The organism is Alkalihalobacillus sp. MEB130 (genome assembly GCF_032335535.1).
Taxonomy (GTDB): Bacteria; Bacillota; Bacilli; order Bacillales; family Bacillaceae_D; genus Halalkalibacter.
The window spans coordinates 109,567-136,165 of record NZ_JAOANA010000004.1 but is presented as its reverse complement, the minus strand read 5'-3'; the positions used below and the strand labels follow the sequence as shown (position 1 = coordinate 136,165).

General features: G+C 37.1%; 23 protein-coding genes and 1 riboswitch. Of the genes, 20 read left to right on the top strand and 3 right to left on the bottom strand.

Features of this window, described 5'->3' with window-relative positions; genetic code table 11:
- The first annotated feature begins 128 nt into the window (after positions 1-128).
- The 5 genes from N0O92_RS05985 (at position 129) to N0O92_RS05965 (ending at position 3,923) form a co-directional block, all read left to right on the top strand.
- Positions 129-566 carry a peptidylprolyl isomerase gene (locus tag N0O92_RS05985; RefSeq protein ID WP_315613749.1) on the top strand — a complete coding sequence of 146 codons (438 nt, stop codon included), beginning with the start codon at positions 129-131 and terminating at the stop codon, positions 564-566.
- A gap of 68 nt (positions 567-634) precedes the next feature.
- The gene (locus tag N0O92_RS05980) at positions 635-1,561 is read left to right on the top strand and encodes an NAD(P)/FAD-dependent oxidoreductase (protein WP_315613748.1); all 927 of its coding nucleotides are present in this window, start codon (positions 635-637) and stop codon (positions 1,559-1,561) included.
- Between the two features lie 168 nt (positions 1,562-1,729).
- On the top strand, positions 1,730-2,437 hold the full coding sequence (locus N0O92_RS05975) for a gamma-glutamyl-gamma-aminobutyrate hydrolase family protein (protein WP_315613747.1): 708 nt from the start codon (positions 1,730-1,732) through the stop codon (positions 2,435-2,437).
- A gap of 333 nt (positions 2,438-2,770) precedes the next feature.
- Complete coding sequence (locus N0O92_RS05970; protein WP_315613746.1) at positions 2,771-3,439, top strand: hypothetical protein; 669 nt, start codon at positions 2,771-2,773, stop codon at positions 3,437-3,439.
- 97 nt (positions 3,440-3,536) lie between these two features.
- Positions 3,537-3,923, top strand: a complete 387-nt coding sequence (locus N0O92_RS05965; protein ID WP_315613745.1) for a hypothetical protein — start codon at positions 3,537-3,539, stop codon at positions 3,921-3,923.
- Between the two features lie 67 nt (positions 3,924-3,990).
- On the opposite strand, the gene N0O92_RS05960 is transcribed toward N0O92_RS05965, so the two are convergent.
- Positions 3,991-4,635, bottom strand: coding sequence for a GDSL-type esterase/lipase family protein (locus N0O92_RS05960; protein WP_315613744.1), 645 nt, complete (start codon positions 4,633-4,635; stop codon positions 3,991-3,993).
- A 211-nt stretch (positions 4,636-4,846) separates the two neighbouring features.
- On the opposite strand from N0O92_RS05960, the gene N0O92_RS05955 reads away from it, so the two are divergent.
- The 3 genes from N0O92_RS05955 (at position 4,847) to N0O92_RS05945 (ending at position 6,750) form a co-directional block, all read left to right on the top strand.
- The gene (locus tag N0O92_RS05955; RefSeq protein ID WP_315613743.1) at positions 4,847-4,945 is read left to right on the top strand and encodes a YjcZ family sporulation protein; all 99 of its coding nucleotides are present in this window, start codon (positions 4,847-4,849) and stop codon (positions 4,943-4,945) included.
- A gap of 102 nt (positions 4,946-5,047) precedes the next feature.
- Complete coding sequence (locus N0O92_RS05950; protein WP_315613742.1) at positions 5,048-5,302, top strand: stage VI sporulation protein F; 255 nt, start codon at positions 5,048-5,050, stop codon at positions 5,300-5,302.
- Between the two features lie 212 nt (positions 5,303-5,514).
- Positions 5,515-6,750, top strand: coding sequence for a Zn-dependent hydrolase (locus tag N0O92_RS05945; RefSeq protein ID WP_315613741.1), 1,236 nt, complete (start codon positions 5,515-5,517; stop codon positions 6,748-6,750).
- Between the two features lie 132 nt (positions 6,751-6,882).
- On the opposite strand, the gene N0O92_RS05940 is transcribed toward N0O92_RS05945, so the two are convergent.
- On the bottom strand, positions 6,883-7,722 hold the full coding sequence (locus tag N0O92_RS05940; protein WP_315613740.1) for a hypothetical protein: 840 nt from the start codon (positions 7,720-7,722) through the stop codon (positions 6,883-6,885).
- A gap of 239 nt (positions 7,723-7,961) precedes the next feature.
- On the opposite strand from N0O92_RS05940, the gene N0O92_RS05935 reads away from it, so the two are divergent.
- The 4 genes from N0O92_RS05935 to N0O92_RS05920 all read left to right on the top strand — a co-directional run bounded on the left by N0O92_RS05935 (position 7,962) and on the right by N0O92_RS05920 (position 14,940).
- Complete coding sequence (locus tag N0O92_RS05935) at positions 7,962-9,725, top strand: LytS/YhcK type 5TM receptor domain-containing protein (RefSeq protein WP_315613739.1); 1,764 nt, start codon at positions 7,962-7,964, stop codon at positions 9,723-9,725.
- Positions 9,712-10,449, top strand: a complete 738-nt coding sequence (locus N0O92_RS05930) for a LytR/AlgR family response regulator transcription factor (protein WP_315613738.1) — start codon at positions 9,712-9,714, stop codon at positions 10,447-10,449. The genes N0O92_RS05935 and N0O92_RS05930 overlap by 14 nt, the downstream gene beginning before the upstream one ends.
- Positions 10,450-10,577: 128 nt before the next feature.
- The gene (locus N0O92_RS05925) at positions 10,578-12,020 is read left to right on the top strand and encodes a carbon starvation CstA family protein (RefSeq protein ID WP_315613737.1); all 1,443 of its coding nucleotides are present in this window, start codon (positions 10,578-10,580) and stop codon (positions 12,018-12,020) included.
- 223 nt (positions 12,021-12,243) lie between these two features.
- Complete coding sequence (locus N0O92_RS05920) at positions 12,244-14,940, top strand: GTP-binding protein (protein WP_315613736.1); 2,697 nt, start codon at positions 12,244-12,246, stop codon at positions 14,938-14,940.
- 84 nt (positions 14,941-15,024) lie between these two features.
- On the opposite strand, the gene N0O92_RS05915 is transcribed toward N0O92_RS05920, so the two are convergent.
- Positions 15,025-15,366 carry a hypothetical protein gene (locus N0O92_RS05915; protein ID WP_315613735.1) on the bottom strand — a complete coding sequence of 114 codons (342 nt, stop codon included), beginning with the start codon at positions 15,364-15,366 and terminating at the stop codon, positions 15,025-15,027.
- A 224-nt stretch (positions 15,367-15,590) separates the two neighbouring features.
- Here N0O92_RS05915 and N0O92_RS05910 point away from each other — a divergent pair, with 224 nt between their 5' ends.
- From N0O92_RS05910 to N0O92_RS05875, 8 genes are all read left to right on the top strand, one after another.
- Positions 15,591-15,818, top strand: coding sequence for a hypothetical protein (locus N0O92_RS05910; protein ID WP_315613734.1), 228 nt, complete (start codon positions 15,591-15,593; stop codon positions 15,816-15,818).
- A 52-nt stretch (positions 15,819-15,870) separates the two neighbouring features.
- Positions 15,871-18,474 carry a bifunctional acetaldehyde-CoA/alcohol dehydrogenase gene (gene adhE / locus N0O92_RS05905; RefSeq protein ID WP_315613733.1) on the top strand — a complete coding sequence of 868 codons (2,604 nt, stop codon included), beginning with the start codon at positions 15,871-15,873 and terminating at the stop codon, positions 18,472-18,474.
- A gap of 181 nt (positions 18,475-18,655) precedes the next feature.
- Positions 18,656-19,975 carry a S8 family peptidase gene (locus tag N0O92_RS05900; protein ID WP_315613732.1) on the top strand — a complete coding sequence of 440 codons (1,320 nt, stop codon included), beginning with the start codon at positions 18,656-18,658 and terminating at the stop codon, positions 19,973-19,975.
- Between the two features lie 120 nt (positions 19,976-20,095).
- A riboswitch (cobalamin riboswitch) is annotated at positions 20,096-20,289 on the top strand.
- 130 nt (positions 20,290-20,419) lie between these two features.
- Positions 20,420-22,351, top strand: a complete 1,932-nt coding sequence (locus N0O92_RS05895) for a DUF4430 domain-containing protein (RefSeq protein WP_315613731.1) — start codon at positions 20,420-20,422, stop codon at positions 22,349-22,351.
- 72 nt (positions 22,352-22,423) lie between these two features.
- A complete protein-coding gene (locus N0O92_RS05890; protein WP_315613730.1) occupies positions 22,424-23,305 on the top strand; it encodes a DUF4430 domain-containing protein in 882 nt (293 codons plus the stop codon).
- 1 nt (position 23,306) lies between these two features.
- Positions 23,307-24,194 carry an energy-coupling factor transporter transmembrane component T gene (locus N0O92_RS05885; RefSeq protein ID WP_315613729.1) on the top strand — a complete coding sequence of 296 codons (888 nt, stop codon included), beginning with the start codon at positions 23,307-23,309 and terminating at the stop codon, positions 24,192-24,194.
- On the top strand, positions 24,167-25,804 hold the full coding sequence (locus N0O92_RS05880) for an ABC transporter ATP-binding protein (protein WP_315613728.1): 1,638 nt from the start codon (positions 24,167-24,169) through the stop codon (positions 25,802-25,804). Before N0O92_RS05885 ends, N0O92_RS05880 begins: the two co-directional genes overlap by 28 nt.
- On the top strand, positions 25,786-26,487 hold the full coding sequence (locus N0O92_RS05875) for an ECF transporter S component (protein ID WP_315613727.1): 702 nt from the start codon (positions 25,786-25,788) through the stop codon (positions 26,485-26,487). Before N0O92_RS05880 ends, N0O92_RS05875 begins: the two co-directional genes overlap by 19 nt.
- Positions 26,488-26,599: the final 112 nt, after the last annotated feature.

Genomic DNA, 26,599 nt, shown 5'->3' with positions numbered 1-26,599 from the left:
GAATTTTTCAACAGCTTTTTAAATAGGGTGGAATGCTTACATATCAAACTTGCGGGGCATTTCAATTTCACATTGCAATCCGAATCGTGTACAATAAAGTGAATCTAAATAAATTGGAGGCTATACATATGAAAAAAGGTTCTATTTCTTTCGAAAATGGCGAAAAGCTTGTTATTGAATTTTTCCCTGAAGCTGCGCCAGGACATGTTGAAAACTTTGAAAAGCTAGCAAATGAAGGATTTTACAACGGACTAACGTTCCACCGTGTTATTCCTGGCTTTGTGGCACAAGGTGGTTGCCCAACTGGAAATGGTACGGGTGGTCCTGGTTACACAATTAAGTGTGAAACAGCTGGAAACCCACATAAGCACGTAGCAGGTTCACTTTCTATGGCCCATGCAGGTAAAGATACAGGCGGAAGTCAATTTTTTATCGTACATGAGCCGCAACCTCATTTAGATGGAGTACACACAGTTTTTGGACAAGTAGTAGAAGGTCTTGATTCTGTTTATCGTATTAAGCAAGGGGATACAATGCAAGAAGTGAAAGTTTGGGATGAAGAGTAAGGTATGGCAAAAAAGGGCAGACTAGGTCTGTCCTTTTTTTATTGCCGTTTTTTAGAAAGAAAGGAGAAATGACGTTGGAACACCGGACTGTAGATGTAACAATTGTTGGTGGAGGACCTGGAGGATTAAGTGCTGCGTTAGTGCTTGGAAGGTCATGTCGTAGCGTTTTGTTAATCGATTCAGGACACCCAAGGAATGAAGTAACGTATGAATCTCATGGGTTCTTAACTCGTGATGGGATTAAGCCATTTGAACTTCGTGAAATTGCTCATGAACAGATGAAAAAATATGATAATGTAACAATTGTTGACGATGTTGTTGATAAGGTTGAACAAGAAACAGACCGCTTTAAAACGACAGCACGTAGTGGAATGGTAATTTCTAGCCGCAAAATTATATTCGCAACAGGATTAAAGGAACACCTTCCTGAAATTCGGGGTTTAAAAGATGTATATGGTACATCGGTCTTTTCTTGTCCATATTGTGATGGATGGGAACATCGAGATTTCCCCCTAGCTGTTATTGGGAATCAAAAAGACCTCATTCATTATATTCGACTCATTTATAATTGGAGCCAAGATTTAATCGTAATGACAAACGGTCCTGCTATTCTAACTAAAAAAGAAATAGAAGAGGTCGAAAGCCACAACGTACGACTAGTTCAAACAAAAATAAAAGAGTTGTTCTCTGCAGATGGGTTATTACAAGAAGTTGTTTTTGAAGATGGTGAGACAATCAAAAGAAAAGCAGCTTTTATAGTGAATACAGGAGCGGAGCAAGCTACAATGATACCGAAAGACCTAGGTGTACCGCTAACAAAAAAAGGAGCTTTTGAAACGAAAGAGCATGGAAAAACGAAAATACCAGGGCTATATATTATTGGTGATGCCGCTAAAAGGTTTACAGGGTTAATGGGCGCAGCGAGTGAAGGCTATGAAACAGGTGTTCATATGAACCATGAATTTGTAGAGGAAGATTGGCTGAAAAAAGAATGAAGGTTGTGCCTGCTTTTAAGTTTAAGAGCAGGCTTTTTAAAATGTAAGCATATTGTAGGACATTTGCTATAAATATTTGTTATGTCAACTTATTAGAAACTTCTATTGAAGAATTAATTTTCATAAGTTACCTTTAGACTACAGAAGAACGAAGGGGTTGATGTAACAATGAGGCCTATAATAGGGATCTCAACATCAGAAAATAATAACGAAAATACGCTCTCACATCAATATGTGAAAGCAGTGACAAAAGCAGGTGGAATTCCGGTGATTTTGCCTAATATTGCTGAACACCATGAACTTGAGTCGCTTACTAACATGATTGACGGGCTCTTGCTTTCGGGTGGAGGGGACATTGATCCAACTTTTTTTGGGGAAGAGCCTCACCCAAAACTAGGCTTAATTCGACCTAATCGTGATGAATTCGAAATGTATATGATTAAAGATATGTTGAGGATGGATAAACCCATTTTAGCGATATGCAGAGGATGCCAAATCTTAAATATTGCTGCAGGTGGTGATATGTTTCAAGACATCTACAGTCAAATAGATGAGGATCTTTTGCAACATACGCAGGTTGCCCCAATATCTCATGGTTCTCATTTCGTTCACGTCAAAGAAGGATCCTTGCTACATCAAATTACGAAAGTGCAAAAATTTAAGGTTAATAGTTTTCATCATCAAGCAAATAGGCATATTGCAACTGGTTTTCAAATAAGTGGAACGGCTAGCGATGGAATAATTGAATCGATTGAAAGTACAGTTCATTCATTTGTTTTAGGTTTGCAATGGCATCCTGAAGGAATGTTGCCAAATGGAGATCAACATGCAAAAGCAATCTTTCAATCTTTTCTAGATGCATGTAAGAAATCGTGACACAAGGGGTGCAAACGGTCAAAAATTAACGGTTTGCACCCCTTGCTATTTCAAAAATTTGCGTGATAGCTAATCTACATTACTAGTTGTATAGTGGAATGAGCATTTGATATAATAAATAAAATTTCTGAAACAACTTGTGTACATACTTCCTCCCTTGCTCCTTTAGCAAACCTCACTGTAGAAATCTCCTAAATACGTTTAAAAACTTAATAAATTGGAAATACTAGATTATAAATAGTTTATTTTAGTAGAAACATCGTTGGGTAGTCCTCTAGTCATTCATCAGGACTGCCTTTTTTTAAGTACCATTTTTTAGGGAGAAGGTGCAAGATGAGTAAATATCGTTACGCTGAGTATTGGAAAGAGAAGGCAAAAAGTGGGGAAAATTGGCTTTCTCCTTCTACCCAAATTTATAAACAAAACGATTTGATTTTTATAGGTCAAATTTTAAATATTTATTCAGGACAGCAGGAATCTCTTCGTTTGCTTTTTCCAAATATACAAGCAGTTACAGGATTCCTTGAATATATTTTTCTACCAACCGCCTTTATTGGCTATTTTAAGATTGAAAAGATGGATCCGAAAACGATTATGCTTGGTGATGCAACGTTTTCCATATTACTTGATCAATTGCCTCTAAGAGAACAATTTGAACCAAATACAAAAGCAACGATGCAAGAAATTTTGTCTACTGTTCAAGCTAGTTGGATAAGAGAAGAGAATGAAGCATTCATGCAACTCGAACGGGCATTAAGATTGCTCGAATCAATACAAGTGGATCATGTTATTACTTCCTTTAATATCCTTCGGTCACCAAGTGGTTTGGCTACTTGGCTCGTGAATGAATATGAAAATGAGCCTATTTTAGGTATTGATTCACTTGAGGAAGAGGTGAAGATGAACATTCATGATTTTCTCCAACTAAGCAGGGAAGCGGAGTCACAACCTTTTCAATCAAAACGCTTTTTTCATACATTAGAAAGTGTCATGATTTTGTAAATTAAAATATCGAAGGAAAAGTACTCATTTACCCAATCAAACTGTGTCATTTCTCCATATTGTATTACCATATCGAAAAACTATGGAGGGATTAATCATGACACAAAAGAAAAAGCCGTTAGAACAATTGGCGCCTTTAGCTGAACGTAAACGTCCAATGCCGTTAAAACCCGTACAAAAAGAAAAAAAGCCAGTACAACCAACCAAGCCAATCGAGGATATAAAAAAGCCAGTTGAAGATTGTAAGCCAGAAGAAAAAAAGAAGCCTATTCCAGTTGAAAAACCGGTAGACGATGATAAACCTAAAAAACCTGTAGAGGATAAAAAAGAAAAACCTAAAAAAGAGGAACCAAAAAAAGAAGAACCGAAAAAAGAATTTGTTGATCCATGGACGAGACTTTTGTTTGGACCCCCTAGAAAGGTAGATGATGTAGCTGATAAAAAAGATGATCATCAACCGAGAAGAGGACCATCTTGGTTTTAACATTGTAGGAGAGGTAGCTAACCTTCTTGACTACTAAGAAAAGGATAGTAAGAGACTTGTTCTCTTACTATCCTTTTTTGGTTCCTTTTTTTGAATGTACATATTGTAAGTGATTTAAAAACGCATGTTCAGCAATGATTTCGTATCCATTGTTGTTCGGATGATAATCTCCAGCTAGAAGCTGCTGGGGGTTACGTAAAAACGGTTTATAAATATCCACATACGTAATGTGACGAGAGGAAAAGCTCCGTAACATGTCATTATAACGATGCAAATACAGATCGCTATAAGGAATGGATGGAACAGGGTTATATAAACCAATTAGCTGAATAAAATAGGTTCTTGGATTACAGGATCTAATAGTAGATATCTCATTTAGAATTGCTCTCATATGAAAAAAGTATTGATTCATACTTTTTTCGAGGTTATAAGGTTGATGAAAATGACGAGCTGCTTGAAGAAGGTCGTTTCCACCTATAGTTATAGTGATCATGTCTGCTTGAGCAATGGCATTTCTTGTTTTCTCGTTAAATGCTATATCGTGTAATAACTGACCTGAAGTTAGACCTGGCTTGGCTCGAATGTTTACATCGAGTGGGACTTGGTACAGGCATTCCAGCTTTTTAGCATAACGCTTAACAAATCCGTGAGTAAGAAAGGCTCCAACACCAACTGTTAAGGAGTCTCCAAGTGCAGTATAGGTTAAGTGCATTTGTCTCCCTCCTAACTATTCTTATTTTAGTCTATGTGAATGAGTAGGAAACGGAAAGGGCATGTAACATATGCAATAAAAATAAGTAGATAAGATAATTTTCGAAAAAAATTATACATTCACCCAAACAAGTTAAAAACCACTTGCATATAGTAACCAAGAATAGCAGTTAGATTTTGCTATTTAAGATGACGTGAAGGAGGTGTTAAGCATGGCAGGATATGCACACGGAGGTGGCTTTGCGTTAATCGTTGTATTGTTCATCTTGTTAGTAATTATCGGAGCGTCATATGTAGGGTACGGTTACTAATATGACGTTGTAACAGAAGGTGAAAATGGCTGTCCCAAATTGTTATGACGGTTTGGGGCAGTTCTTATATAAAAGTGATGTTGGTGAAAGGAGAGGAAGTAAGTGTTTGGTCTTTTTCAAAAGATTGAGAAGAAGACAGGTGTGAAGATGAGTGAAATCTTGAAGCTAGCTAACTCTGTACAAAATGCCAATTTCAGGGATGAGAAGACGGTCCGAAATTTGATTAGAGATGTTTCAAAAGCGGCAAACAAGAGTGTAAGCAAAGAACAGGAAGATCAAATCGTACAAACGATTACAAAGGATCCTGCTTCTCTTAATTTTGATACAATCGGTAAAATGATGGATGACAAGAAATAGGGCTTTTACACCGAATAATGGGATAATCCTATTACTCGGTTTTTATTTTAGAAGTTAGATAGGGAGATAAATCTATTTTAAGAGTAATGGTTAATAAAAGAAAAAGTCTGTAATAAATACTAACGAACTAAGTGAACTTTTTGTGGGAAGAACAGTACAATTGTATAAATTCATCAAATAATAAGTGATCTTACATATTGGAGGGTGATTAAATGCAGAAACAAAAATTATTAGTAAATGGTGAACGGTTAAAAAATGAACTAGAAACATTTGCAGACTTTGGGAGAACTGCTAACAATGGTGTTACACGTTTAGCTCTTTCAGAGGAAGATCGTTTAGCTCGTAATTATTTTTGTTCTTGTTGTGAAAAACTCGGGATGGTGGTAAAAGTGGATGATATGGGCTCCATCTATGCTACACTTCCTGGGCTGGAAGACAAACCTCCAATCGTAATAGGGTCTCATTTAGATACCGTAAAAAAAGGTGGTAGGTTTGACGGGGTGTTAGGTGTTTTGGCTGGGCTTGAAGTAGTTCGAACACTTGTTGATCATAACATTACTCCTCGTATCCCGATTACGATAGTAAATGTTACGAATGAAGAAGGTGCAAGATTTGAACCATCTATGATGGCATCTGGAGTGTTATCGGGGAAATTTGATAAAGCAGAGATGCTGAAGAAGGTTGATCGAGATGGAACAACGTTTGAGTCAGCATTATATGCGAGCGGATATGCTGGTGATATTCAAAATCGTCTAAAGGAAGCAACAGCCTTCTTAGAGCTACATATTGAACAAGGTCCTATATTAGAAAGTGAAGGTTTGGCTATTGGGGTAGTAGAAGCCGTGATGGGAATGGTTTGTTATGAAATTGAAATCACAGGAGAATCCGATCATGCCGGAACTACCCCCATGCTAATGAGAAAAGACGCCCTTTTTGATATGAATGATTTCATTTATGACATACGAAAGAAGTTAGATCAATTAGACAGTGAACTGGTATACACAGTTGGACGAGTGAATGTGAAGCCAAACATACATACCGTTATTCCTAATAAAGTGATTTTCTCTTTGGAAGCACGGCATAAAGATGCAAAGGTTCTTACAGAAGTGGAAAGACATATAGCTGATCAAGCAAATGTAGTTATTCAGCAAGGCAATTGCGAAGTGAAACTAACAAAAATGTGGTCTCGTGATACCGTATGGTTTGATGAGGAATTAGTCCAATTGCTTGAAGAATCAACCAAAATATTAGGATATTCATACAAGAAAATGATAAGTGGGGCAGGTCATGATGCTCAATTTATTAACACGATTGCTCCTTCAGTAATGTTATTTGCTCCAAGTAAAAGTGGAAAGAGCCATTGTGAGGAGGAAGAAACGTCTTGGGAAGAATGTGAACAAGGGGCAAATGTGCTGTTGGAATCAGTGCTAACCTTATTGAAAGACTAATTTTTTAGAAGAAAAAGTAGTGACTTGATTGGTTAAAATGAAATCAATCAGGTCTTATTTTTGTCCAAAACAAAAAGGTAGTGAGCTCAAAAAGTCTGTACTTGACTTTAAGGTCACTACCAAGAAGAGTAATTAAAGATGTGTAGCGGTAATGCTCTCGATATCTTTGCAACGAACGAGTGTTTTCTTTATATGAGGTTTAGTTGATTCTGATATGATGATGCAATTCTTTTTCTTTTTAATATCATGTACAAATCCTTTGATCTCGTTTCCTGATTTTGTACGAATGATAACTTCTTTTCCTTTCATCTTGGAAATGGTAGTACAAATACAGTCTTTCTTTTTGGGGGTGTTCTTTTTTAATTGTTTTAAGTGTTTGAGTTTTTTTAGGTGTTTTAAATCATCAAGGTCATCTAGCTTGTCGATGTCTTTTAAATGCTTTAATTTGTTTAAATCTTTTAGGTTCTTAAGATGTGGCAACCCCATAATATTCTTTAGTTCTTTGCAAATACTATCTTCTTTCTTTCTCTTTTTCTTTTTGTCATGAAGAAAATCTAGGTCAGGGAGTATTCCCTTAAGTTCTTTTTTATCAAGGATATCTTTGAAAGTAAAATCGTTCTCCGTCTCTTTCTTTTGTTTCTTCTCTTTTTTTTCTTTCTCTTCTTTCTCCACTACTGGTTCTTTTATTTTAGGAATACATTGTTCCTTTTTCGTAGGTTCTTCTTCTTTTGCTTCTTCTACTTCTTCTTCCTTCTTAGGCTCATCGTCTACTTTTTGTTCTTCATCTTTTACATTCATATCTTGTGCCTTATCTTTATTCGCTTTTTTCTTCAATTTAGATATACATAATTCTAAAAATTTTTCATGGAAATCAAATTCAGTAGCGGCTTTTGTTTCTATGTCACTACCGAGGTTCAGTAGATCAAGGTCCATTCCTAAATCATATTCGAATTCAAGTTTCTTCTTATCCATTCATTGGTCCTCCTTTTTGTGACTTTCTCTCCATTCTATGGATGAAGGTCTAGTAGTGGCAGGGTGTTTGTCTCTACGTGAAACCATTTATAGAAAATTGAGGAGATCGCCCTTGTTTGTCAAACATATATAGAAAAAAAGAAGGATACTGAGACAGATAGCTGAACAATTTTTTTTCTGCAAAGAGTCGTGTTATTTTAATAAGTAGGAAACTCATTACAATTTGGGGAGTTAGGGGTATGTGGGAACTTATTTTAGTTATGCTTGAGCGATTAGGAATTATTGTGACAGTTGCTTTTGTTATGACTCGTTTTAAATTTGTTCGACATTTAATAGAAAAACGCGAGCTTTCGCGCAAGTCTCAAATAAGCGTGGTTGTTATTTTTGGCTTGTTTGGCATTATTGGTACATATACAGGATTAAAAGTAAATCCAGAACAAGCAACTTATTTCCGTTGGGTCATTGATTTAGGAGAAGGAGAAGCAATTGCTAATTCACGAGTCATTGGGGTTGTGGTGGCTGGTTTGTTAGGAGGATGGAAAGTAGGAGTTGGAGCAGGACTCATTGCGGGGATACACAGGTACCTGTTGGGCGGATTTACAGGATTCGCTTGTGGGTTATCAACCATTATTGCTGGGGCAATGGCGGGTTACTTTTATAAGCAAAATAAAAACCATCGAATTATCTCTTTGCAAACAGCTCTAGTGGTAGGAATGCTTGCGGAAGCTGTACAAATGGGTATTATATTACTTATTGCTAGGCCATTCGATCGGGCATGGATTTTGGTGCAAGATATTGGAATACCGATGATTATAGCAAATGGAATAGGAGCAGCTATCTTTATTCTTATTATTCGCAATGTGATTCAAGAAGAAGAGAAAATGGGCTCACTTCAAGCCCAAAAAGCTTTGAAGTTAGCTGATCTAACCTTAAAGTATTTACGAAAAGGGTTAACTGAGAAATCTGCATTGCCGACGTGCCAAATCCTCTTAAACGAAATTCGAGTTGATGCGGTTTCTATTACTGACCATGAAAAAATTCTTGCTTTTGAAGGCGTGGGAAAGGATCATCATTTTCCGAATAAAAAGGTAAAGACAATTGCTACGAGACGAGTGCTTAAAGAAGGAGAGCTTGTTATAGCAAAACAAGATGAGATCGATTGTGGAGTAGAGAATTGTTTATTAAATTCTGCAATCATTGCTCCTTTAAAAGTGAAAGAACAGACAATTGGAACGTTAAAATTTTATTTCAAGTCTGAGAAAGGACCGTCTCCGACTACTATTGAATTAAGCAAAGGTTTATCAACATTACTGAGTCATCAGCTTGAGTTATCTGAAGTTGATCGGCATCTAGAACTTGCGAAGCAGGCGGAAATTAAAGCACTACAGGCCCAAGTGAGTCCGCACTTTTTGTTTAATGCGCTAAATACTATTGTTGCATTAGTGAGAACAGACCCGAAGAAAGCTAGAAAGTTGTTGATTGCTCTTTCTCATTTTTTTAGACAAAATTTAGCAGGAACAACAGCGATTGAGACATCGTTGGAGGAAGAAATAAAGCATGTAAAAGCGTATCTAGAAATAGAACAAACACGTTTCTCTGATAAGTTATCGGTTTCCTATCATATTGATGAAGATGCACTACCTATTACGATCCCACCAATGACATTGCAACCAATTGTGGAAAATGCCATTAAGCATGGTTTAAAACCATTACATGATGATAGCCTTTTGTCTATTGAGATAAAAACAGAACAAGACGCTGTGTTAGTGTCTATTAAAGATAATGGGAAAGGAATAGAGGAAGGCAGGTTACAAGAGATAGGTAGTGAGAAGGTTCGTTCAAAAACAGGAACAGGAATTGGATTGTTTAATATTAACCGAAGACTAGAAATGATGTACGGTACAAAGGCAACGTTAAAAGTGGAAAGTGAACAAAGTAAGGGTACCACTATTTCCTTTTTACTGCCGTTAAAAGGAGGAGGAATATCTGATGAAGAAAATTAAAACAATCATCATAGATGATGAACCATATAGTCGTGATGAACTAACTTTTTTATTGAAGGAATATGAGGATATAGAGATAATTGGCGAAGCAGACTCAGGGGAAAAAGGATTAGAAATCGTAATGAGGAATGAACCTGACGTTGTATTCGTTGACATTGAAATGCCACAGATGTCAGGATTGGAGTTGGCGAAAGCACTTACTAATATGAAACAGGCGCCGCTCATTATTTTTGCAACGGCTTATGCCGATTATGCAGTTAAAGCCTTTCGTGTTCAAGCTTTAGATTACTTGGTGAAACCATTTGATGAAGAACAGATTGAGGATGTTATTGGGCGAATCAAGGAGCGCTTACATAATACAGATTTTAAGGAAAAAGAGAAATCGACAGCAGCTGTTGGGAAGTTAGCTGTCGAGGATGATGGACGAATTGTTTATATTCCTCCCAAAGATATAACCTATTTGTTTCGAGAGGAGCGAGAAACGATTATTTGTACAAAAGACCGTACCTTTCGATTACGAACTCCGATTAAAGAATTAGAAGAGAAATTACGTGCGTATCCGTTTTTTCGAACACATAAAAGTTATTTAGTCAATTTAGATAAAGTGGAGGAACTAATCCCTTGGTTTAACGGGGCATTTCAAGTGAAAGTCGTTGGTAGAAAGGAGGAAATTCCAGTTAGTCGTAATTACGTAAAAGCGTTGAGAGAACAATTAGAGTTATAAATGTTGCATGTTAGACTACTTTTTTTACATGTTAGGTATCTCTTCTGACACGTTATCACAAAATCGACACAACTAGGGTGTGTCACGATATAATGAAAGCGTATTCAAAAAGAAAGAGGTGCTTATAAATGATTACTTTTTTACTATCTATCGCACTATTAATTATAGCTTATTTCACCTATGGTAAATTTATTGAAAAAATGTTTGGAGTAAAAGAATCTAGACCCACTCCAGCTTATAGCATGAAAGACGGTGTCGACTATATCCCTATGGGAACAAATCGAAATTCGTTAATTCAGCTTTTGAACATTGCTGGTGTAGGTCCTATTTTTGGTCCTATTATGGGAGCGCTTTACGGACCTGTTGCTTTTATTTGGATTGTTGTCGGTTGCATCTTTGCTGGTGCGGTTCATGATTACTTAACTGGGATGATTTCGATCCGTAACAAAGGAGCTCATTTGCCTCAATTAGCAGGGAAGTTTCTAGGTAAGTCTATGAAGCATATTGTAAATGCGATTGCTGTTCTTTTATTGCTTCTTGTTGGAACCGTTTTCGTCACTGCGCCTGCAGGGTTATTATTTAACTTAATGGGTGGTTGGATTGGACTTGGCATTATTACAGCGGTTATTTTTGCTTATTATATTTTAGCTACGATGCTTCCAGTTGATAAGATTATCGGAAAAGTTTATCCAATATTAGGAGCGTTACTTGTTATTAGTGCGATTGGTATTGGAGGTATGTTAGTAATCACTGGAGCACCTATTCCAGAGTTGACTCTTGAAAACATGCATCCAGCTGGAACAGCAGTTTTTCCAATTTTAATGATTACGATAGCGTGTGGAGCCATTTCTGGGTTTCATGCAACACAATCACCGATTATTTCTAGAACCCTTCAAAATGAACAAAACGGACGCAAAGTATTTTACGGCATGATGATTGTTGAAGGAATTATCGCAATGATTTGGGCAGCTGCAGCAATGAGCCTTTTCTATGGAACTGATTTATCTGCACTAATTGCTTCTGGTGGCGCTGGTCTTGTTGTAAGTGAAGTGGCGTTCACGTTGCTTGGAGCGATTGGAGGAACGTTAGCCGTACTTGGAGTTATTGTACTTCCAATTACGTCAGGAGACACAGCTTTCCGTTCAGCTCGTATGATTATTGCCGATTATATAAAAGTTCCACAGCTTAAGATTGCGAGTCGTTTATGGATCGCATTACCGTTATTTGTTATTTCATTTATTTTAACAACAATGGACTTTACACTATTGTGGAGATATTTTGGTGTAACAAATGCGGCCATTAGTGCGATTGCCTTATTCGTAGGGGCAATGTACTTAGCAATCCAACATAAATTCCATTGGGTGGCTACGATACCGGCAACTTTTATGACCATGGTTTCCTTAACATTTATTTTCAATGCCCCAATTGGATTTGGGTTGCCAATGACAACAGCGTATATAGCCGCAACGATCGGTACTGTTATTATTTTAGGATTGTTTGCTTATAAGATTAAGTTAAATCGTGCCGTAGAAAACTTTAAATTAGATGAAGATGTAAATAAAGCAGCTTAAAAGTAAACCTGCATCCTTTATGGGTGCAGGTTTTTTATGCTTTTCTAAGTGGGAATATGTAAAACTATTTAATAGAATTAAATATTTTACATAGTTTTGTAGTTCAAATGAAATTAAACTGACATCGATATTCAAAAAAACTTTGTTACAATAACTGAATATTGTTTGAAACGACTTAATAAAATTGATTAGACATATTCTACAGCAAGAAAGGATGCGACTTATGAAAAAAGAGAATGAACTGATCAAGAAGCATTACTATAAACAATTGATAATGAACAAGGAAACTAATCCTATTTCAATACTGGCAGAGGCTATGTTAGACGAGACGCAGAAAGAAGAAGGTGGAAATGAATGTTTTATTCGTTTCGCACAAGGAGAAGTCTACTATCATCATAAAGATTATGAATCAGCTATATTTAAATGGGAAAAAGTAGAAAATGAGTTTGTTCCTTGGGCAAAGAAAAATATTGCCGATAGTTACTATGAATTGGGCTATCTAGTAAAAGCAGAAGAGGAATATTTAGCTATACATACAGATAATGTTACTCTTGCTTCAGAAGTACAATTACAACTTTTTTCCCTTTATATGGAACAATCTCAATTGGAGCAAGCTGCAGAAGTGATCAAACAAGTTGTTGCTTTAAATCCAGATTATCTTACAGTTACTGAAATCGCTCGTACGTTCTTTGAGGAGCATAGAGATTGGGATAGTGCGATTGAATTAGCGATACAAGAAGCGATCCGAACAGAGTCAATGGATTGGTTTAATATAGTGAGTGATTATATAGACAAAGGATTAACTAAAGCGATCGAACCAAATTATTTTACGAAGCTATTACAAACGTTGTTTTTAGTAGATATAGAGAAATTTGAAAAAATATCTGTTGCTTTTTGGAAAAGCTATCAACATGGAGAGTATTACTTCTCGTGGTTGACGGAATTCAATCAGCTCTTATCGGAAATGAGTTTTCAAGATATTTCATTACAAGAACTGTCAAAGGTATATGAAGAGACTTACTCTGATCTGATTAGTGAGGGAACATATTTAATTGAAGATATTTCTTCAATAGTCTCTACTATATTAACAAACTGGTTAAAAATAACTAAAAAGTCTCAAGCATTGCTTCCAGCTACGGCTGTTCTATCCTGGAATCAAATTATTTCAGAGGGGATAGAAGGGTCTGTTGTAAAAGAGGCAGAAGCCATTTGGGCTCATGCAAGTAAAACGCCAACAGATGGTTTTCTCCCAAGTATAGATGTATTTAACTCTATCGTAAAATGGGCAAATGAACATGGGATTCAAATTGGTGAGCGTGTTCCATGGATGGTCGAACACGTAATGGACTTAGAAATGAACCATGTAATGATCGCAGGTGAACATACGGAAGGAAAATCGCAGCTGCTCCGCAATGTACTCGGACAGGAGGACATTAATGAAGCTAAAACGATTCTTTATCGCTATGGTTCTGATTCTATGTATTCTGAGATTTTAGAAAGCGGGGATTGGCTTCCACTTGATGATGATTGGATCGAACAAAGTCTCTCTAGAAAGCTAGTTGCCCATTCAGTGCCATCATCCTTTTTAAAAAATAATAACCTTGAGATTCTAACTACAAAATCAATTGATGAAATGGAGACATATGTCAATATAGCTGATAGGATTCTATATGTGATAGATATTAATACACTGAGTTTTGAATCGGATTTACTCTTACTTGAGAAAATACAAAGAAATGATCCGACCATTGCTATTGACTTTATCGTTACAAAAATGAATACGATTTACACGGAACAAGAAGTAGAGAGAATTGTTACACAATTAGAAGAGAGAATAAAAGACTCATTCCCACTTTCACAAATGTTTGATTTAAAAGACGGCTTACATGTATGTTTAAAACAACTTAGTAAAAATAAGGAACGTACAGGCGAGAGAAATCAAAAGATATTAAAGATTAGCAAACGAGCAATTGAACTCTTGTTAGAAAAACGAGTGAAAAGGGAAAAACAATTATTGGAAGAAATTACGTGGAACGAGGAAGCGATTTTAAAATTAACAGGTGCAAACAATCAATTATCAGACATTGAAAAAGAAAAGATTCAGCATATTAAAGAATCATATGAAGTTATTATGAAAGAAATGAAAGACGAGCTCAAAGTGAGGATTCCTAAAACGTTACAAGCGTGTTCACGTTTTGTGAATGAAAGTAGCAATTTCAAACAAATTCATATCGAGCTTAACAGAAAGATGAATGAGGAAATTCAGCAGTACTTACAACAAACATTTGTCCCGAAATTTGCGAATTCATTGCAGCAATGGTTAGAAATTGGGAATGTCGAATTCATTCAGAGTCAGGCATATTTAAAGGATATGACAGATGGATTTAATCGTTTATATCAGAACGATCATTTTAAATTTCAAGGCGATTTCCGAATTCTTGATGATTGGTATCGGGATATCGACCGAATGAACTACGGTGTACATGTAGAAAATATGAATATCTTGCTTAGAGTAACCCCTTCACAACTTTTATTAAAGAGTTCAGGGAAATTATTTGGGGTTCTTCCAAGTAATAAATCAATGGTAGAAAAAATGTATAAGAAGTTTATTGAAAATGAAGATTACAAACAAGTAACAGACTCCATTATCAGTCAGTACATGCTCCAGTTTGATTTATTTGGAAAAGCATTAGAAAGAGATATGAAAATGTTTTTTAGTAGTCCGTTCCGACAATTAAATGAAGCCATTATAGAAGCGGAGAGTGCAATCAATCATTATACCGAAGAACTCAACATATTAAGAGCGAATCCAAAAAAGTATAATGATCCATTAACTTTATTTAAGACACGAATCTATCAGTTAGAGTTAGTAGCTCAAGCGAGTGGGAATAACTGGAGCGAGAGTTACGTTACTCAGTGAAGATGCTAACATGTAAAATAAAAAGTAGCTGTATTAGATAAGACTCGAGAGAAGAGACTTCTTCTCTCGAGAAATAGATGATAATTAAAAACCGTCTTCACCAGCAGTATAGGGAATGTTTAGGCTTCTTTCCACGTTACGTAAACGTTGATTTAATCTTGTCATTCGATTAAAATGCCGTTCATCATTTTGATTTAACCGTATGATTTCCTCGTTTACCCTACTGATTTCTCCGTTCAAGCGTTGAATTTCTTGATTTTGACGAGTTAGTTCTGCTACTTGTTGTTGGATCTGACTTTCTAATTGAGCGACTCTTTCTTCCAACGTTTGTTGCCTCGTAAAATCAGGTTGTGTTTGGCGATAGTAATGATAAGGATATGATAAAGGCTCGTTTATAGTACTATGGTTAGAAGTAAAAGGATACATATAACAGCTCTCCTCTTTTAGGGTTTTCGTCTAGATGACTTTATTACCCTATGTAAGATCGTTGATTTTGACAGGGCTTTTGCCTAAAAAATATCTAAGAAAGAAACAGAAATTTTTTTGGGGGAAATCTCTTTTTTTGTGACAAATATCACATTCTAAATTCTGTAAGAAGAGTAAGATCAATGTAGAAAGAAAACACAATAACAGGTTAGGAGGAGAAGGAAATGATGTTATGTGAATGGAGAGATTTCCAGACAGATACTGAGACTTACACACAAGCTGATTTTGAAGAGCTAGTTAATGATGAGTTTGAAGCGATGATGTTTGAAGATGATGAACAAATTCCTGCATATGTATGGACTACAAATTATGTTTGTCTTATAAAAAAAGGTACTAGAATGATTGCTGATATATCTGTTACGAAGATTCCAAGAAATCCATATTGTGCGTAGCTTTTTTTAAAAACAATTATGTGAAATGTTTCACAAACGGAGGGGTTTAAACATGGTTGTAGATCAAAAGAAAATGGTTGAAAAAACAGATGTTCTAAAGACAGTGGATCAATTAGTTGGAAATGGCCAAAAAGCGTTAAAAGAATTTTTATCATTTGACCAAGAGCAGATAGATGAAATTGTTAAAAAGATGGCGTTGGCTGGTCTTGAACATCATATGGAGTTAGCGAAGCTTGCTGTAAATGAAACAAAACGTGGAGTGTATGAAGATAAGATTATTAAAAATTTATTTTCAACAGAATATGTTTATCATAACATCAAATACGATAAAACAGTCGGTATTATCGATGAAAATGAACATGATGGTTTAATTCAAATTGCAGAACCAGTTGGTGTCGTAGCTGGTGTAACTCCTGTTACTAACCCAACATCTACAACGATGTTTAAAGCACTCATCTCGATAAAAACAAGAAACCCGATTATATTTGCGTTTCATCCATCTGCTCAAAAATGTAGCAGTGAAGCAGCAAGAATCTTACGAGATGCGGCGATTTTAGCTGGTGCACCAGAACATTGTATTCAGTGGATTGAAGCTCCATCTATTGAGGCAACGAAAGCACTAATGAATCATGAAGGTACAGCACTTGTTCTAGCAACTGGTGGAGCAGGAATGGTCAAGTCAGCCTATAGTACTGGAAAGCCTGCACTTGGAGTAGGGCCAGGGAATGTACCTTGCTACATTGAAAAAACAGCAAATGTAAAACGTGCTGTTAATGATTTAATTCTTTCTAAGACATTTGATAATGGGATGATTTGTGCATCTGAGCAGGCTGTTATTATTGATGATGCGATTTATCAAGAAGTGAAACAAGAAATGAAAAATAATAAATGTTATTTCTTAAACGAAGAAGAACGAGCAAAAGTTGAGAAGTTAGTGATTAATGAAACAACATGCGCAGTAAATGCAGATATCGTTGGGAAGTCAGCTGCTTTTATTGCCAACCTTGCTGGTGTAACAGTTCCTGAAGATACAAAAATTTTACTTGCTGAATTAAAAGGTGTTGGACCTGAGTTTCCATTATCAAGAGAAAAGCTTAGTCCGGTTTTAGCTTGTTACCGTGCTCGCTCTACAGAAGAGGGGATGAGACGAGCGGAAGAAATGTTAGAGTTTGGTGGCCTTGGTCATTCTGCTGTTATTCATACAAATAATGAAGATATAGTGAAACAATTTGGATTAAGAATGAAGGCTTGCCGAATCATTGCCAATGCTCCTTCTTCTCAAGGTGCAATTGGAGACATCTATAATGCCTTCTTGCCGTCTCTTACACTAGGTTGTGGATCTTATGGAAAAAACTCTGTCTCTTCAAATGTTGGAACAGTGAATTTAATTAATGTCAAAAAAGTAGCACGGAGAAATGCTAATATGCAATGGTTTAAAATCCCACCAAAAGTTTATTTTGAAAAACATTCAACACAATATTTAGCCGTAATGCCTAACATTACGAAAGCGTTTATTGTGACAGATCCTGGTATGGTAAAACTAGGATATGTTGATAAGGTGTTACATTATTTACGTCAAAGACCAGACTATGTTCATTGTGAAGTCTTCTCTGAAGTAGAGCCTGATCCATCTATTGAAACAGTGGAAAAAGGGGCAGAGATGATGAGAAGTTTTGAACCAGATTGCATTATTGCACTTGGTGGTGGATCTGCAATGGATGCAGCAAAAGGAATGTGGTTATTTTATGAGCATCCAGACACTGACTTTGTTGGGTTAAAGCAGAAGTTTTTAGACATTCGTAAACGCGTATTTAAATATCCGAAGTTAGGTAGTATGGCGCAATTTGTTGCTATTCCGACAACGTCTGGAACTGGATCTGAGGTTACATCATTCTCTGTTATCACAGATAAAAAACAAAACATCAAATATCCGCTAGCTGATTATGAATTAACTCCTGATGTGGCTATTATTGATCCGCAATTTGTCATGACGGTTCCCAAACATGTAACAGCTGATACGGGAATGGATGTATTAACACATGCGATTGAGGCCTATGTTTCTATCATGGCTAATGACTATACAGATGGTCTTGCGATTAAAGCCATTCAACTAGTATTTGAGTATTTACCTCGTGCTTATCGAAATGGCAACGATGAGGTAGCGCGTGAAAAAATGCATAATGCTTCCACTATTGCTGGGATGGCCTTTGCGAATGCATTCCTCGGCATTAACCATAGCTTGGCACATAAATTAGGGGCTGAATTCCATATTGCACACGGACGTTCAAACACTATTTTAATGCCACATGTAATACGCTATAACGCAATGAAACCAACTAAATTTGCTGCCTTCCCTAAATACGAGCATTTTGTGGCAGACAAGCGCTATGCGGAGATTGCAAGAATACTGGGTTTACCAGCTGCTACAACAGCAGAAGGAGTAGAAAGCCTCGTTCAAGCGATTATTAAACTTGCAAAAGAAATGGATATTCCAATGAGTATTAAAGAGAATGGCGTCGATGAAAAAGTATTCGAAAGCAAAGTAGAATATTTAGCAGAACGTGCATTTGAAGATCAATGTACAACGGCAAATCCAAAATTGCCATTAGTAAAAGAGTTAGCAGAAGTCTATCGTTTAGCGTATAAAGGTGTGTAACAATCGCAAAAAGGTGTTCTAATGGTCTAGTAAGCCATGGAACACCTTCTTTTTTGCTGTCTACTAGTTATTTTTACTATAGTTACGAGCATATTTTTACTAGAGAGAGACAAGTACTGCGCCAAACTTCCTTTGACCTTCATAGATTACTATGATCTTAAATTTAAAGGAGGTATGAGAAGTGTTTGGCTTTCAAATGGTGCAAATGGTTCGATCTTATGCTCATAAAATGGATAAGCCGTTACGTGAGAAGGTTTTACACCTTTACAAACCATTTAAGTGGACGCCTTGTTTTTTGCATAAGATGGTAGAAGGAGCAATGAAAAGAACTCGAAGAATGAGCGTGATTATAGAATTTAAAGGTGGTTGCTACAAAGAAGGCTGCTTAAATATGAATCAAATTTTTAATAGGCATTTCGGGAGTAAAATGAGAAATGAATTTTCTGCTATATCTTGTTGTAGTGCGGATTTAACTCCTGCCGTACTAGAGGAGCTTCTGGAAGGTTGTCCTCAAATTAAGAAAATTTCTTTGAATCGAGAAGTTCAAGCTTTGCTTAATACAGCTGTCAGCTCTGCAAATGCGAGAAACGTGATTCGGAATGAGAGAGTGCTAACTGGAAGAGGAGTGACTGTTGCAGTGTTAGATACAGGAATTCATCCTCATCAAGATCTCTCGGGAAGGATTGTTGATTTCGTTGATTTTATTAATCAAAGAAGCGAGCCATATGACGATAATGGGCATGGAACTCATTGTGCTGGGGATGCTGTTGGTAATGGGGCAGCGTCAAATGGCATGTACATGGGACCTGCTCCTGAAGCTAATGTAGTTGGGGTCAAAGTATTGAATAAGGTTGGATCTGGTTCCCTTGAAACGGTCATGCAAGGTGTACAATGGTGTATCGACTATAACAATCGCAATCCAAATCAACCAATACACGTAATAAATCTGTCATTAGGTGCCCCTGCACAGCAGTATGAACATGTCTCTGATGATCCAATGGTACGTATAGTCGAGCAAGCGTGGGAAAGAGGAATCGTTGTTTGTGTAGCCGCTGGGAATTCGGGACCTGATCCATACACGATTGCGAGTCCGGGTGTAAGCGAAAGGGTCATTACTGTTGGTGCCCTTGATGATCGGGATACGGTAGACCGGAGTGATGATGTCGTTGCAAATTTCTCAAGCCGAGGACCAACGATATATGGTAGTCAAAGTCCTGATATACTTGCCCCGGGTGTAAACATTGTTTCATTAAGGTCGCCTAGATCATATTTAGATAAATTACAAAAAGGAAGCAGAATTAATACAGATTATTTTGTTCTATCAGGAACGTCAATGGCCACTCCTATTTGCGCCGGGATTGTCGCACAAATGTTACAACAACATCCAGATTTGACACCAGAGGAAGTGAAACAACGACTTAAAAATGGAACAGATTTATGGAATAACAGAGACCGGAACATTTATGGTGCCGGCTATATCAATGCAGAGCGTTCAATTTAGTACACTAAAGAGGGGTCTGACCCTTACCCCCTGGGGGTAAGGGTCAGACCCCTCTTCTATCAGTGCCTAAAAAAATATATACAAATCTATCTGTTTTTTTGTATAATAATGTCGACATAAAAATATGTAATATAAATAGGTGCTAGAACAATCGAATGATTCTTCTAGCTTAATAGGGAAGTTTGGTTAAAAGCCAACGCGGTCCCGCCACTGTAAATGAGAGCAACCTATAACATGTCACTGTCTAAGTAGATGGGAAGGCATAGGGAGCGATGATCATGAGCCAGGAAACCTGCCTATTTTTATTTTCACCACGTTCTACGAGGATAGAAGGGTGTTAAGACGGAAATAGTTTTGTTTCATTTCTGCTCCTTAACGTCTTCACCTCTATTAAGAGGTTTTTTTTATGCCAAAATAAATAAATCAGATTAGGGAGAGAAGAGAATGAAGAGTGTTACAAATTTGTTTGTGAGCTTTTTATTAGTGTTTGTACTTGCTTTTGGTGGAATTCCAACAGCTACATTCGCAAATTCTAACAATGAAACAATTAAAATAGTTGGAGATAATGAGGTTGTAGTTGATCCAACCGATTTTGTTTTGGAAGATGGAGATACAGCTTTTGACATTCTTCTGAAAGTAGTTGGAGAAGAACATGTTCAATATGAAGATCAAACGTGGGGGAAATATATTACCTCCATTAAAGGTGTAGAAGCGGAAGATACATATTATTGGGCTTTCTATATTAATGGCATTAGCTCATATGTAGGTGCAGATAGTTATGTCGTTCAAGCAGGAGATCAATTAACGTTTAAATATGTTGACTGGACGACAACATCCAATAGTGCGTCTATTACAGTTATTGGAAACGAAAATACGATTTTTGAACCAGCTAGTACACCTTTTATTGAAGGGGCAACAGCTTTTCAATTATTAACGGTCATGGTAGAAGATGTAGACTTCAGCATTCATGAACAATATGGACCGATGATTCATGGAATTGGTGGGGTAGAGGCAGAAGGGACGTATTACTGGGCATTATATATTAATGGTGAGTCTGCTCAAGTTGGAGCAGGCAGCTATGTACTAGAAGATGGAGATGAAATCTCCTTTAAGTATGAGTCTTGGGAACCGTCTGAGGAATTAGTAGAGGAACATGAACAAGGTGTAACGGAAGAAGAACAAGCCGAAGAAAAGCAAGAAGAAGTAAAAGAAGAGACTCAGCCTAGTTTCGATCAAGAGCTTGTTAAAACATCTGTTGATGCAGCAAGTGACTACATCCTAGCTGGTACAATTGGTGAATGGCAAGCTGTAGCATTAAAACAAGCGGGGAAAACGATTCCGAATCGTTATTTAGAAAAAGTGAAACAAGAAATAACGGAAGCAGAAGGACATTTTAGAAACATTACGGATTATGAGCGTTATACGTTAGGAATTTTAGCTGCAGGAGGAGACCCTACTAATTTTGAAGGGTATAATCTTGTTGAAGCTATTTATAATGGCAACGTAACTAGACAAGGGTTAAACGGAGTTATATATGGTTTAATTGCATTAGATAGTGCTAATTTTGAAGTGCCAGAAGATGCAGAGTGGACACGTGAAAAATTAGTAGATTATTTATTAGAAAAGCAAAATAATGATGGCGGTTGGGCTTGGGATTTAAGCTCAACAAGTGATGTTGATACGACATCAATGGTTCTGACAGCTCTTGCTCCTTATGTTAAGAGCAGTGAAATGTCTGCATTATCTATGAATGATAACCATGTAGAACTAGCTGTAGAAGTTGCACTTGAATTTGTAGCAGAGGCTTATCAAACTGGAAAAGTTGATAATAGTTCAACTGCTGCACAAGTCGTTATTGCCTTATCCGCATTAGGAATCGATGCTCATAGTGTAAAATTCACGAGTGATAAAGGTAGTTTAATTGAGTTTTTACTTTCTTTTCAAAATTCGGATGGCGGATTTGATTGGAAAGGTGGGGATGAAAGTGATCCATTCTCCACTGAGCAAGGATTCCGTGGAATTGTAGCTTATCAATTATTTATGCAAGGAAACAGTTCTTTGTATAATTTGCCAGTAAACGAAGTAGAACAACCAGAACAACCAGAACAACCAGAACAACCTGTCGTTAAACAACCAGAGACAGAAGAAATAGAGGAGAAAGCAGAATCTGCACCAAAGAAAGATTCTAATTCTAGCACAGAAGAACCAACTTCAACTGAAGTAGGAGCAACAAAAAAAGTTTCGCCAGAACAAACTGGAGACAGACTTCCTACTACCGCGACAAACACATATAACTGGATGTTGTTAGGAACGTTCATTTTATTAGTTGGACTGGCGCTGTATGTTTATGCTAGATCCAAGAGAATGAACGTGTAGTTTATTTACAGGCAATAAAATAGCCCTCTTGTCCTTGTACAGGAGGGTTTCTTTTTTCAAAAGGAGGTACTCATGAATAGTCTTAGAAAAAAAATGATAACGTTCCTATTTTCCATTTTGATTGTTGTTAGTTTAATTGGATGTGGTACAGCAGAAACAACTGCTGAACTAGAAGAGGAAACGCTCACAGAGGCTTTGGAAGAAATAGAGGTTGAAGAAGATGTTGTTGAAGAAGATGTATTAGAGGAAGAGCAAGTTGAGATTGAAGAGGAAATTCCGGAAGAATCTTCGGAAAAGAGAGAAGAAGCAGAAGTTGTAAAAGAAAAGGCAGTAGAAAAAAAGACTAGTAACACGCCCCCTTCAACTACTAACCAAAGTAATAACAGTAGTAGTAGTAGTAGTAGTAGTAGTAGTAGTAGTAGTAGTAGTAGTAGTTCTACTAAGTCTTCAGAAACGAGTGAGAAAACCGCTAGTGAGAAAAAATCGACGATCTCACCAACAAATGAAAAGGAACCAAAAAAGCAAACACCTTCAACTGAGAAACCAAAAGAACAGGTGACACAGGAGCAGAAGCCAACACCAAAGCCGACTCCTGAATCAGAACCGAAAAAAGAAGAAAAAGCTGAGCCAAAAGTGACTCTTATTGTCTCTGGTCCAAAAGATGTAGGAGCCATTATTAGCCAAACATCGGTTGCGATTAAAGACGGGGAAACCGTATTAGATGTTTTGGTAAATGAAGCTAGCAAAAGAAGCATTCATGTTGATTATAGTGGAAGAGGTTCGTCAGCGTATGTCGCGGGGATTAAAAACATATATGAATTTGATTATGGTCCTCGTAGTGGCTGGGTTGCAAAAATAAATGGATCCAATTTGAGTCGAAGCGCAGGGGCAACGAATGTAAGTGATGGTGATCGGATCGAGTGGATTTACACAGAAGATTATACGGGGAACTAATATGAATGCCTATTTTTACCATCTCCATCCATTTGTTACGTTTTTGTATTATGTTGGTACCATTATCCTTATCATGTTCATGCAGCACCCAATAAGTTTGAGTGCTGTCTTTTTTCTCATTTTGCTCGTGCATTACGTCCAGGATCGGTTTAGAAGTGTTAGGCGATGGGGGGTTCTCATTCTTTCAAGCGGATTGCTTGTGTTCCTAATTAATCCACTCTTTAACGAGCGAGGTCAGCACCTGTTATTTGAAATACTCAACCACCGATTCACGTTAGAGGCGATTGTCTATGGGGGAATGACAGCTTTAACGATTATGAGTATCATTGCTTTATTCGTTTCTTATAATGAAGTGATGACACCGAATAAGCTTTTGTATCTTTTTTCGAAATTTTTACCGCAATTTGCTGTTCTTCTTATGCTAACTCTTCGTTTTATTCCGTTAATGAAAAGAAGGTTAGATGAAATAACGGCTGTACAGCAAAGTAAAGGCATTTCCGTTGTTGAAGGTACTTGGAGACAGAAAGCAAAAAATGGGCTTTTATATGTGCAAGTGCTAGTAACTTATTCGCTTGAAGAGGCCATTCAGACGGCTGATTCAATGAAAGCGAGAGGGTATGGACGGAAGCAGCGTAGTAGCTATGAGCATTATCGTCTCAAAAGAGGAGATATATGCTCTATGGCCATTCTTGTCTTTTTGTTCTGTCTTACTTTAATAGGACGGTTAATGGGTTACGGTTATATAGTTGTCTATCCTGTAATGGATTCTCTTAGCTTAACGATGATTGAAATGTATTTCTTGACGGGGTTTTTACTTTTTGTTTCATTTCCATTAATGATAGAAGGAGGAGGGTATATCAAATGGCGCATATCGAGTGTAAAGATGTAACGTTTACGTATCCAGATGCTTCCTTCCCAGCTTTGAAAAATGTTTCTTTGCAAATAGAAAAAGGTCAGTTTGTTGTGTTATGTGGTCCATCAGGCTGTGGGAAGAGTACTCTTTTGCGGTTGCTTAAAAACGAAATTAAGCCTCATGGAAAACTAGATGGAGAGATTGTATTGGATGGAAATAAGGTCGATGAAACGGGACAACCTGGTAAGATTGGCTTTGTTTTTCAAGATCCCGAGAATCAAGTAGTGGCTGAGGAAGTTTTGCATGAACTTGTCTTTGGATTAGAAAACATCGGTCTCCACACGAATGAGATGAGAAATCGAGTTGCTGAAATGGTCCATTTTTTTGGTGCAGAGACACTGTTGCATCGAAAAACACATGAACTTTCTGGTGGACAAAAGCAACAGTTAAATTTAGCGTCCGTTCTTTTAATGCAGCCGAGTATTCTTTTATTAGATGAACCAATGGCACAATTGGATCCAGTAAGTGCGCGTGAATTTTTAGATATGATTGTTCGGTTAAATGAAGAGTTTGGCATTACGGTAGTTATAGCAGAACATCGTTTAGAAGAAGTCATGGCTTTGGCTGATAAGATTGTCATGTTAGATAAAGGACAGATCTATGTTGAAGGATCCCCGAAACAAGTGATGAATGTTATTTGGCGTTCAGAAAGCAAATCATCATATGTACCTTCCATTCCAGCTTTCTGTCTATCAATGAATCGTTCAGTTGAACCTCCCTTAACAGTCAAAGAAGGGAAGAAGTGGGTACAAAAAGCTGGGGTAGAAATCAAAGAGGATCTAAACGTTTTGGTCGAGAAAAAGAAAGTAGAGGAAGCCATTCACGTTAAGAATTTATACTACCAATATAATAAAGAACAGGGAGTAATTCTAAAGGATCTAAATTTTTCATTACAACAAGGCGATATCTATGCGTTACTTGGTGGGAATGGTTCTGGAAAATCGACGTTTCTTAAAGTGCTCTCTGGAATATATAAGCCGCAAACAGGAAAAGTATTTCTACAGGGGAACCAGCTAAAATCATATAGTAAAAACGATCGCATAAAAATGATCGGGTACTTGCCGCAAAATCCAAAACTATTTTTTGTTGAGGATACAATGGGAAAAGAAATCGAGGAGACGATGAAGCATTGGGGAATGACAAATGAGGTTGAGGCAACCTTGTTGGTTGAACAATTAGGTATTGATCACCTTAAAAATAAGCACCCATATGATGTGAGTGGAGGGGAACTTCAAAAGGCAGCTTTAGCCTGTTTATTAATAAGAAAACCTGACATCCTTTTACTTGATGAACCAACAAAAGGGTTAGATCCTGTTTCAAAGGAACATTTAGCAACGATTCTAAGTAAGTTGAATGAAGAAGGACTGACGATTTTAATGACAACCCATGACGTGGAATTCGCTGCAAAATATGCCACTACATGCGGGATGATGTTTCAAGGAAATATTACGTCAGAGGCTCCTCCAAAGCAGTTTTTTAAAGGGAACTTCTTTTACACGACCATGATGCAGAGGCTGTTTCGTGGAATAACGGACGAGATTGTGATATTAGAGGAGGCCATTCAACGATGCCAGGACAACAATTGAAAAAGGTCATTCTTTTTGCTTTACTTGCAACTTTTGTTGCTCTTTCAGTTTGGTGGATCGATCATTATTTGTGGTTAAGCTTTGGAATGATTATAGCAGCGCTCCTTATTTTTCTTGTTCGTTTTGAAAAGAGGGCGATAGAACCTCGTGAAATGGTTTTACTTGCTGTTTTAGCGGCGATTGCAGCTGTAAGTCGTATCCCTTTTGCCAGTATCCCTAGTGTTCAGCCGACAACCTTTGTCATTATGATGGCTGGTTTCGTGTTTGGAGCAGAAAGTGGTTTAATTGTTGGGGTTGTGGCTGCGCTCTCCTCTAACATGATTTTAGGACAAGGACCATGGACACCTTGGCAAATGCTTGCTTGGGGATTAGTCGGATTGACAGCAGGATTGCTTAAGAATTGTTCAATTATGAATAAGACATGGGGCAAAATTTCATTTGCTATTGTATGGGGTTTTTTGTTTGGTTGGATTATGAACCTTTGGGGACTCTTGGCATTTTCAGGAGGAGAAGGGGTACTGGATATAACAGCATTGCTCACTTACTTTATTGGAAGTGCGTTATTTGATGTAATGCATGCAGTGTCAAATGTGATCTTCTTATTAATGTTTGGGGGCATATGGATGAAGATCTTAACGAGATTTCAAAGAAAATATGGATTGTTGGAGAAGGAGAGTACTTGATAAGGGGAAAGTTGACCTTTAAGTGCTCTCTTTTGTTTTGTAGAAAAGGTAAATTTTTGAATAAAAGATCTCAAATGTCGGTATCCTGATGAAAGATTCAGCTAGGTGAAAA

Coding starts and splice junctions, on each gene's coding strand:
- N0O92_RS05895 (WP_315613731.1), top strand. CDS start 20,420: ATGAAGAGTGTTACAAATTTGTTTGTGAGCTTTTTATTAGTGTTTGTA.
- N0O92_RS05885 (WP_315613729.1), top strand. CDS start 23,307: ATGAATGCCTATTTTTACCATCTCCATCCATTTGTTACGTTTTTGTAT.
- N0O92_RS05875 (WP_315613727.1), top strand. CDS start 25,786: ATGCCAGGACAACAATTGAAAAAGGTCATTCTTTTTGCTTTACTTGCA.
- N0O92_RS05910 (WP_315613734.1), top strand. CDS start 15,591: ATGATGTTATGTGAATGGAGAGATTTCCAGACAGATACTGAGACTTAC.
- N0O92_RS05930 (WP_315613738.1), top strand. CDS start 9,712: ATGAAGAAAATTAAAACAATCATCATAGATGATGAACCATATAGTCGT.
- N0O92_RS05980 (WP_315613748.1), top strand. CDS start 635: ATGACGTTGGAACACCGGACTGTAGATGTAACAATTGTTGGTGGAGGA.
- N0O92_RS05945 (WP_315613741.1), top strand. CDS start 5,515: ATGCAGAAACAAAAATTATTAGTAAATGGTGAACGGTTAAAAAATGAA.
- N0O92_RS05880 (WP_315613728.1), top strand. CDS start 24,167: ATGGCGCATATCGAGTGTAAAGATGTAACGTTTACGTATCCAGATGCT.
- N0O92_RS05940 (WP_315613740.1), bottom strand. CDS start 7,722: ATGGATAAGAAGAAACTTGAATTCGAATATGATTTAGGAATGGACCTT.
- N0O92_RS05890 (WP_315613730.1), top strand. CDS start 22,424: ATGAATAGTCTTAGAAAAAAAATGATAACGTTCCTATTTTCCATTTTG.
- N0O92_RS05985 (WP_315613749.1), top strand. CDS start 129: ATGAAAAAAGGTTCTATTTCTTTCGAAAATGGCGAAAAGCTTGTTATT.
- N0O92_RS05925 (WP_315613737.1), top strand. CDS start 10,578: ATGATTACTTTTTTACTATCTATCGCACTATTAATTATAGCTTATTTC.
- N0O92_RS05965 (WP_315613745.1), top strand. CDS start 3,537: ATGACACAAAAGAAAAAGCCGTTAGAACAATTGGCGCCTTTAGCTGAA.
- N0O92_RS05915 (WP_315613735.1), bottom strand. CDS start 15,366: ATGTATCCTTTTACTTCTAACCATAGTACTATAAACGAGCCTTTATCA.
- N0O92_RS05955 (WP_315613743.1), top strand. CDS start 4,847: ATGGCAGGATATGCACACGGAGGTGGCTTTGCGTTAATCGTTGTATTG.
- adhE (WP_315613733.1), top strand. CDS start 15,871: ATGGTTGTAGATCAAAAGAAAATGGTTGAAAAAACAGATGTTCTAAAG.
- N0O92_RS05960 (WP_315613744.1), bottom strand. CDS start 4,635: ATGCACTTAACCTATACTGCACTTGGAGACTCCTTAACAGTTGGTGTT.
- N0O92_RS05970 (WP_315613746.1), top strand. CDS start 2,771: ATGAGTAAATATCGTTACGCTGAGTATTGGAAAGAGAAGGCAAAAAGT.
- N0O92_RS05935 (WP_315613739.1), top strand. CDS start 7,962: ATGTGGGAACTTATTTTAGTTATGCTTGAGCGATTAGGAATTATTGTG.
- N0O92_RS05975 (WP_315613747.1), top strand. CDS start 1,730: ATGAGGCCTATAATAGGGATCTCAACATCAGAAAATAATAACGAAAAT.
- N0O92_RS05920 (WP_315613736.1), top strand. CDS start 12,244: ATGAAAAAAGAGAATGAACTGATCAAGAAGCATTACTATAAACAATTG.